The following is an 8962-nucleotide window of genomic DNA, read 5'->3' as shown; positions in this document are numbered from 1 at the left end:
ACTAACATTCGGAAGCACAAAAAAATGTATGCTATCTTCTTTTTTACATGATTTTGGGCAAATATGCAGGATTTTTTGGGTGTTTTTGTCTTGTAAATGTCCCAATTATATAAACGATATACAGGTCAAAAAGGTTTTAAAAAAGAGACTGTATCATTAATCTAAATCATGCTATTTGTTTTGCGATCGTATTAATGATACAGTCACTTCTTTACATTATTTGCCTCCCGGAGGGCAATTCCTTTGTAAGAATTCGGTGTAAGTAAGCGCAAGGTGCTCAGATGTGCCTTCGCCTTCGTTAATGCTATGGGTCCTGTTAGGGTACGACATCAGTTGAAATACTTTTCTATTCTTGATTAGTTCATTAATCAGCATCTCTGCATTTTGGTAATGCACATTGTCGTCACCGGTTCCATGTATGTATAAAAGCTTGCCTTGTAGGTTTTTAGCGTAAGTGATAGGAGAGCCTTTAACATAGGCCTCTTTAGTTTTTAATGGAGATCCCATATATCTTTCCTGATACACATTATCATAAGTTAACTGATTTCCTACTGCTGCAATAGCGATGCCGGTTTTGTATATTTCCGGATACTGGAACATTAAGTTTAAGGTTGATGAGCCGCCACCGCTCCATCCCCAAACAGCTACCCTGTTTTTATCTACAAACGGCCATTCCATTATTTTTTTTGCAGCCATAGCCTGGTCGCGAATATTTAAGGTACCTATTTTTTGGAAAACACTTTTACGCCATTCTCTGCCTTTGGGAGCAGGGGCGCCTCTGTTTTCAACAGAAATATAGATGTAGCCATCTTTAGGCATGTCACCAGCATAAAGCCAGTTGCGACCTGCACCATAAGTATCGGTTACAGTTTGCGAAGCAGGCTCACCGTAAACATAAAATACAACCGGGTACTTTTTTGTCTGGTCAAAATTATCCGGTTTCTTCATCCAGCCATCCAATTCAATTCCATCTTCAGTAGTTACTTTAAAGAATTCCACTTTGTTCTTTGGCGGTCTCATTCGTCCAAGCTGATTGGTAACACTACCTTCCATGGTCAATGGATTTAAGGTGGTAAGTTTCATCCATTCCGTAATTGGAGGTACTGAAGCACTTTGGTAAGTATGGCGCGCAAATACTCCATTTGGAGATATCTCGTAAGAGTGGGTACCTTTTAGTATAGAAGGGGTAACCATTTCTGCTTTTCCACCGCTAAGCTTAGTCTTAAACAAATATTTCTGGGTAGCATTTGTTGGAGAGGCAATAAAATAGATCTGACCGTTTTTCTCATCTATTAATGATTTCTCGATAACATCGTAATTACCTTGTGTAATCAGCGTATGCTTTTTACCATCTTTACTGATGCGGTAAAGGTGACGCCAGCCATCACTTTCACTCATCCAAATAAACTCTTTTCCGTCATTTATCCAGTCCCATCCCTTCGCTACATCAATCCATGCTTTATCCGTTTCGGTATAAATATTTTTTACCTGACCAGAGCTTGCATCAGCAACAAATAGTTTACTTACATTTTGTTCTCTGTTTAATTGTTGTAAAATCACTTCATTGCTAGAAGGGATCCAGTCCATTCTAGGAATATAATTTTGGATCTGATCGCCGGGTACTTCTAACCAGTTGGTTTTTGCTGAGGCGATATTAACGATACCGACTTTGCATGACGATGGGTTTTCTCCAACTTTAGGATATTCTACAGGGATAGTAAAAGAATAAATAGAATCTGTATTGTCTATCATCAAAAAGTTTTTGATTTTGGTAGCATCAATTTGCCAATAGGCGATAGATTGACCATCAGGGCTCCATCTGAATCCATCTCTGCAATCAAATTCTTCTTCATATACCCAATCAAAAGTTCCGTTTATTAATCTTTCAGTACCATCAGTAGTTAAGGCTTTACTCGTTTTGCTCGTTAAGTCATCAACATATAGGTTGTGCTTACTTACATAGGCAACCTTATYCCCATCAGGAGAAAACTTGGCAAACATTAACGAAGAGGCAGGTTTATCTTTTCCCACCTGAGTAAGTTGATTGGTTTTCAGATCGGCAACGAAGTAATCTCCACGTGTTTCATAGCGCCAAACCTTTTTACTATTGGTGTAAAGTAAAACTTTTGTGCCGTCTTCAGATATTTCAAAACTTTTGATCTCACCAAGTCCTGTATTACCGCTTGAATAAAGCAAGTTTCGGCTCACAATGGTTTTTCTTTCATTAAGAGGAAGGCTTATTGATACAATTTCACCTTGGCTCACCTCATAGTATGAATTGCCATCTTTTGCCCATTTGATATCCTGAGCATTGGCTTTTCCAAAAAGTCCTAAAACTAAGACTAAAGCCAGTTTAAAAAAAATGTGTTTGAAGTTCATTTTTATAGTTCTATAAATTGCTGATAAACGTTTTGTAGGTATGATTTGGCGGTGTTAAGGGTTTTTAAAGTTAGGTCCTTATCTTTAGGATTGCTGTTGTATAATATGGTCTTCCCCACATTGTCAAAAGTAACACATTGCTGGTTATCAATAAAGCCCATTCCATTATCCCAGCTAAAAAATGCAAAATGTTTTGCATAAGGGTTTAAGAGGTTCTTGCTCCAGACAAATTCCTTTGCACTGATATCCAACTGGCCAAGTATTGTGGCAGCCACATCAGCCTGACTTCCTACATCTTCAAATTTTTTGCCCTTACATTCGTCTTTAATCACATCTCCATAGAATAATAAGGGTACATGATAACGTTGAGGAACATAAATTTCGTGACTATTTTTAGGTAAAAGGTGACCATGGTCTGCAATAAATACAAAGAGTGTATTTTTATACCAGCTTTCCTTTTTTGCATTGTTTAAATAAGCGTTGATACAGGAATCGGTATAATGTGCGGTGCTTTTAAATTTTGTAACGTTATCAGCCTGTCCAAACTTGTAATTGCCCGGAAGCGCATAAGGTTCATGATTGGTAAGGGTAAGCAGGGTAGAGAAGAAAGGTTGCTTTTCTTTATTAAGATCCTCAATCTGCCTGTCAAAAACCGCCTCATCAAATTGTCCCCATTTGGTTACTTTTCCACCTTTAAAATTATTTTTGTCAATCAACTTTTGGTAATTGTGACTTAAAATAAATGCCTTGTAATTGTCGAATTCGGATTCTCCACCATAAAAAAAAGAGGTTTGATACCCGTTTTTAAAAAATGGCTGAGAGATGCCGGGAATTTTCTGCATTTTTTCAGGCCATTTTACTATGCTGCCAGCGGCAAGGGTAGGGAAGCCAGCTAAAGTGGCTACCAATCCTTTGTCAGTTCTGCTACCAGAGGAATAAATATTACTAAAAAGCACTCCTTTGTGTATTAGCGTATCAAAGTTAGGCGTAATACCATCCTCGTTGCCCAGTGTTTTGGTTAGATCTGCAGTAAAGCTTTCAATGATTACCAGGACTACATTTGGTCGTTTAGTGGTAAGTATGTTGATGGTAGTGTCCTTTGCCGGAGTATAAAGTTCCTTAATATTTGCATCGGCTGCTTGCTTGCTTAAATAGTTATAAGGGTTATTCTTGGTCATGCGGGCAGCAAGGGCGCTCGACAACAGGTTCCACTCTGTATTTACTGCAGCATGATTTAAAACCTGTTCTTTGGAAAAGTAGGCCATGCTTTGATTAATTGGAGAACCGCCTAACCCGCCACGTATCAAGAGAAAATTTAAAAAAACCAATATGATAACGGCAATTCCCCGTAACCAGATCGGACTAGCTTTAAAACTAAGTTTCCTAAGTACAACCCATCGTTGCAGAATAAAACCTATAACAATCAATAAAACAAGTAAAGATAACGTTAATCCGATAGGAGAGGATGCACTTGATGCAAGTGCTTCGTTGGGCGTTGAAATGGCAAAACCAACAGCTTTTGCGTTTATTTTGCTACCCCATTCCCGGTAAATATTGAAATTTACAACAGATATAATGCTGAATAATATGATCAGGATTTTGTTATAGATGGTAAGCCATTTTAATTCTACCACCTTGCGGCCATTTAAGAGCCAGTATATATAGCTGAAAAGAGGAATGACGAGTATGTACGCCGTCATCGACAGATCAAGCTTTAGGGCATGATAAAAACTTGCCATGATTTCCGATAAAGGAACCATGGCAAGTTTTTTTGAATTTATAATGATAAATGTAAGGCGGTCAACGAAAAAAAATAACAGCCAAAACAGAAAGAAGCGTGCAAAAAACAGGAAGCTTTTTAACATTTTACGCTATGTTATTGGCCACCACCTTGCATAGCTTTTAATTCTGCCATTGTTTTTTCTTCATAACCACTTGGTATAGTAAGGCTAAAAGGACCTACTTTTTCTTCTTTCAGACTTTTTAATGTTGCTACTGTTTTAAAACCATCTCTGATGTTGGTGTATTTTACAGGGGTACCTTTTATCTGATCAAATCCTGGAGGGGTAGCACCCGGTGTAACCTTTAAATCGGTAGTAACCCAAACTTCGTAGTTAGCACCATTGTTATCTTTATAAGTGTATTTTTCTGAATTAAAGCCTGCGATTGTTTGTTTTTCGCCTGTTGCTTTAAAGTCGCTGAATACCAGGTTTCCTGTTTGTTTGTCTAAATCTTCTTTAGACATTTTAGACGCATACTGTTTTTGGGCAACCGGAATATCTATAAGTACTAATGCAGTTCTGGCAGCTCCATCAGAAAATACCTTTATCATTGCAGGGCCCATATCCATTTCAATTTTAGATATATTGCCATTAAACTGAACTTTACTTTCGGAAGGAAGAACAGAAGGATCTATAACCTTCTTTTGATCATCTGTTAATTGATACTCAATTCCAAAGGTTAATGTTCCCTGATCTACAATTTTTTGAGCTTTAGCAACAATGGCCGTGCTGATTAAAATTACAGCTACAACACCGGTTTTGATTGATTTAAACATTTTCTGGTTTTTAGTTTTTTTATGTATTAGTATAGTTCTATTAGCATTTGTCACAATCAAAAGGTAATTACCACTTTATCTTTTCCTTGTTAATGAAAGAGGCAATTCCTTTTTTGAAATCATCAGTATCTCTTACCCTGGCATTTATCTGAACGGCTAGCGACAAGCATTTCTCCAATAAAGGATTTGTAGTCTGCCCGATTAGCTGCTTAGTTACCATTAACGAATTTGCTGAAGCTTCATTACACAAATTTAATGCAAAATCTTTCACTTTTTGACTAATCTCTTCTTTGTTTGTTACAAACGTTATTAATCCATGCTCAAGTGCCTCTTGTGCAGAAAAAAGGCTTCCTGTCAGTAGTATTTTTTTAGCAATAGTTTCACTTGTTTTGCGTAATAAAAAGCAGGATACTATAGCCGGAACRAATCCCAGTTTTACTTCAGTATAGCCAAAATTGGCCTCAGGAACAGAAAATGTAATGTCGCAAACAGTTGCAAGTCCACAGCCTCCGGCAATTGCATGCCCTTCTACCTGAGCTATGACAACCTTAGGTAAATAATAAATGGTGGTAAACAGTCGCTTTAGGTTCTCAGAATCGGCAAGGTTTTCTTCATAAGTATTTAACTGCAATTGCTGCAAATAAGCCAGATCAGCACCTGCACTAAAAACAGCACCGTTAGCTTTTAAAACAATCACTTTTACGCCATCATCCTCTGATGCGCTGATGAACGAATCCGTTAACTGCTGAACAAGATCGGGATTTAATGCATTACGCTTCTCAAGACGATTTATAGCAATAGTTGCTATACGCTCACTTACTGAATATAAAACGAGGGGTTCTGTCATAATCTGTAAATATCTACTAAATCCTAATAAATAAGTAATTATTGGTGTTTTTTGTTCCTTTAAGGGGGCTACGTCTGTGGCATACAAATATTAGCGGTAGTGCATTACTTTGTCATAGAGACTTTTTAATTGAACGTCACCAAAACCATAAACGCTTTCTCTATTCCAAAATTCTTTGAACACTTTATGAAAATCAGTAGAAATATTTTTCGTGATGTCTTCAATAACTTTTTCAGGTCTTCCTGTTGTGCCATCTTTTGGAAAGCGGTCAACATGCGCCTTCACTACTTCTTGTAAATACGGAAAAACTAAAGATTGATGTTTTGAAAGATTTGTCAACTCTTCAAGATTGCCGTTTTTGTAAGCTTTCCATAATTGTTGTCCTAAATTTATGTCGGCTTCACTTAAAGGAAGTCTATTCGCATAACAAACTTTAAGTTCATCTGAATTTGCTGATCCAAAGCCATTCCAAAATTGTTTACTGGTTTTGTCTAAATAAGAAGTGTAAACAGCAAAAACTTTTTTCTTTATTGACAAACTATTGATAATTGAAATAACAAACCACATATTTACTTGACAAAACAAGTCATACTCAAACCAAAGATTAAACTCTGAATGATCGGGTGCATTTATTATTTTTTCAAATTCTTTTACAACAGAATTATTGTATTCGGTTTCAGTTATTCTCATGTATTTGGCTCTTGATTGCCAAAAGTCATGTAGGTTGTCTCCTGATAATTCTCCGTCAATAAGACCTTCTCTAACAACAATAACATCCCCTTCAATTTTTGCTTCTGGAAAACTATAAGCAAGGGAGTCGCCGTTTAAAATATTGTACACCATGACTGTAAGATTCTTTTGAGGCTTATTTACATTGCAGATATAAAGATATAAAAAATGGCTGCCATATTTTCTCCTACATCACCATTAGTCAAAGTAAATTGTTCTCCAATGCGATTGAGGTAGTTAAACAAGATTCATAGTATGAAAAGCAATCCAAGTGATTGGGATTTAGGAATAAGGAACGGTATAGATTGTAATAATTATGTGTTTGAACATGAAAACTAAACCAATAATGTAAACCATAATGGAATTAATCATATATTAATTTTTTTTTAATGCTAATGCATTAATTAGTAAAAAAGATTACACACAAACCAAATATTAAACAACCAATGTTCACCAACCTAAAAACAATTATTGTGGCTTATGCTTTACTTATGGGCATAACCATATCTGCGTTCTCGCAAGAGAAAGATTTGAAATTATGGTATAAATCTCCGGCAGGATCTGTTTGGGAAGCTGCTCTTCCAATAGGAAATGGAAGACTAGCCGCCATGATCTATGGAAATACTGCCCACGAAAAGATCAGTTTAAACGAATCTACAGTATGGAGTGGGAGCCYAAATCGCAATGACAACCCCGATGCTTTGGGTGCTTTACCAGAAGTGAGAAAACTACTTTTTGAAGATAAATATGTGGAAGCCAATGCGCTTGCTGAAAAGGCTATCCAGTCTAAAAAGAACAACGGAATGAAGTATCAGCCAGTGGGCGATTTAAATCTGAACTTTCCGGGGCATGAAAACTTTTCGAACTATTACCGCGAGCTAAATCTTGCTGATGCCGTAGTTAAAAGTACTTACGTAGTTAATGGAGTTACTTATACCCGCACCATTTTTTCTTCTATACCAGATCAGGCAATAGTAGTCAGGTTAACCGCGAGTAAGCCAGGTAGCATAACGTTTAACGCATCAATGGCAACTGAGCACAAAGGGTCTGCTAAAGCTATTAATACAAATGAAATACACTTGTCGGGAATAAGCAGCGACAGAGAGAACGTTCCAGGTAAGGTTAAATTTAATGCAATAGCAAAAGTTAAAAATGAAGGTGGACAGCTTTCTTTATCAGATGATCAGGTTAGTGTTAAAGGAGCGAACAGTGTTACCATATATGTTTCTATTGCAACCAATTTTGTGAACTATAACGACATCAGTGCTGATGAAAACAAACGCTCTGAAACCTATTTGAATGCTGCGTTAAAGAAAAGCTATCCTCAGCTATTGAAGGATCATGTTGCAGCTTATCAAAAATATTTTAACCGTGTAAAAATTGATCTTGGTAAAACAGATTCTATTAAGAATCCTACAGATGTTAGGTTAAAGGACTTTGCAAATGGCAATGACCCTCAATTGGCAGCTATTTATTATCAGTTTGGTCGTTATTTATTGATCTCGTCTTCTCAGCCAGGTGGCCAACCTGCCAACCTGCAAGGAATTTGGAACAATAAAATGGATCCGCCATGGGGAAGTAAATATACCATTAACATTAATACTGAAATGAACTACTGGCCAGCTGAAGGGACTAACCTGACCGAAATGCATAACCCGCTGATAGAAATGGTAAAAGACCTTTCTCATACAGGGCGCGAAACTGCAAAGGTTATGTATGGCTCCGGCGGTTGGGTAACACACCATAACACGGATCTTTGGAGAATAACCGGCCCGGTTGATGGTATTTATTCTGCAATGTGGCCTATGGGCGGAGCGTGGTTAAGTCGCCATGTTTGGGAAAAGTATTTATATAACGGAGACAAAAAATACCTTGCCACAGTATACCCGGCATTAAAAGGTGCGGCAGAGTTTTATTTGGATTTCCTTGTAGAAGAACCAGTTCATAAATGGATGGTGGTATCGCCCTCTATGTCGCCAGAAAATGCACCAAGAGCTCATAAAGGTAAATCTATAGCCGCTGGTGCTACTATGGATAACCAGCTTGTGTTTGATCTGTTCTCTAACACCATAAGAGCTGCCGAGGCACTAAATACGGATAAAGATCTTGTAGCTAAAATTAAGGCCATGCGTAATAGGCTTGCCCCAATGCAGGTAGGGCAGTACGGCCAACTGCAGGAATGGATGCAGGATCTGGATGATCCTAATGACAAACACAGGCATGTTTCTCACCTTTTTGGTTTGTATCCTGCAAATCAGATTTCTCCTTTACGTACTCCTGAATTGTTTGACGCTGCGCATACCTCATTGATCCAGAGGGGAGATGTTTCTACAGGATGGTCTATGGGATGGAAGGTAAACCTGTGGGCCAGATTACAGGATGGTAATCATGCTTATAAACTAATTAGAAACCAGCTTACGCCTACAGGATTAAATAAAGGTGGTGAAAAC

6 protein-coding genes are annotated in these 8962 nt (G+C 37.6%); 1 reads left to right on the top strand and 5 read right to left on the bottom strand.

Annotated elements, in window-relative coordinates; all coding sequences use genetic code 11:
- Positions 1–216: 216 nt before the first annotated feature.
- The 5 genes from AC1DG9_RS18250 to AC1DG9_RS18230 form a co-directional block, all read right to left on the bottom strand.
- On the bottom strand, positions 217–2379 hold the full coding sequence (locus AC1DG9_RS18250; protein WP_477635001.1) for a S9 family peptidase: 2163 nt from the start codon (positions 2377–2379) through the stop codon (positions 217–219).
- Between the two features lie 2 nt (positions 2380–2381).
- Positions 2382–4139 carry an LTA synthase family protein gene (locus AC1DG9_RS18245; protein ID WP_477612315.1) on the bottom strand — a complete coding sequence of 586 codons (1758 nt, stop codon included), beginning with the start codon at positions 4137–4139 and terminating at the stop codon, positions 2382–2384.
- A gap of 116 nt (positions 4140–4255) precedes the next feature.
- Positions 4256–4936, bottom strand: a complete 681-nt coding sequence (locus tag AC1DG9_RS18240; protein ID WP_172659125.1) for a hypothetical protein — start codon at positions 4934–4936, stop codon at positions 4256–4258.
- 67 nt (positions 4937–5003) lie between these two features.
- Positions 5004–5783, bottom strand: coding sequence for an enoyl-CoA hydratase/isomerase family protein (locus AC1DG9_RS18235; RefSeq protein WP_337718169.1), 780 nt, complete (start codon positions 5781–5783; stop codon positions 5004–5006).
- 90 nt (positions 5784–5873) lie between these two features.
- Positions 5874–6626, bottom strand: a complete 753-nt coding sequence (locus tag AC1DG9_RS18230; protein WP_172659122.1) for a DUF1835 domain-containing protein — start codon at positions 6624–6626, stop codon at positions 5874–5876.
- A 332-nt stretch (positions 6627–6958) separates the two neighbouring features.
- Here AC1DG9_RS18230 and AC1DG9_RS18225 point away from each other — a divergent pair.
- Positions 6959–8962, top strand: a 2004-nt coding sequence (locus tag AC1DG9_RS18225; protein ID WP_477635000.1) for a glycoside hydrolase family 95 protein, incomplete at its 3' end; no start/stop codon positions are given.

The sequence above is a fragment of the Pedobacter sp. 05L430 genome, from assembly GCF_056397585.1.
Note: the sequence above shows the minus strand (reverse complement) of the source record. Positions and strands in the feature narration are given on the sequence as shown.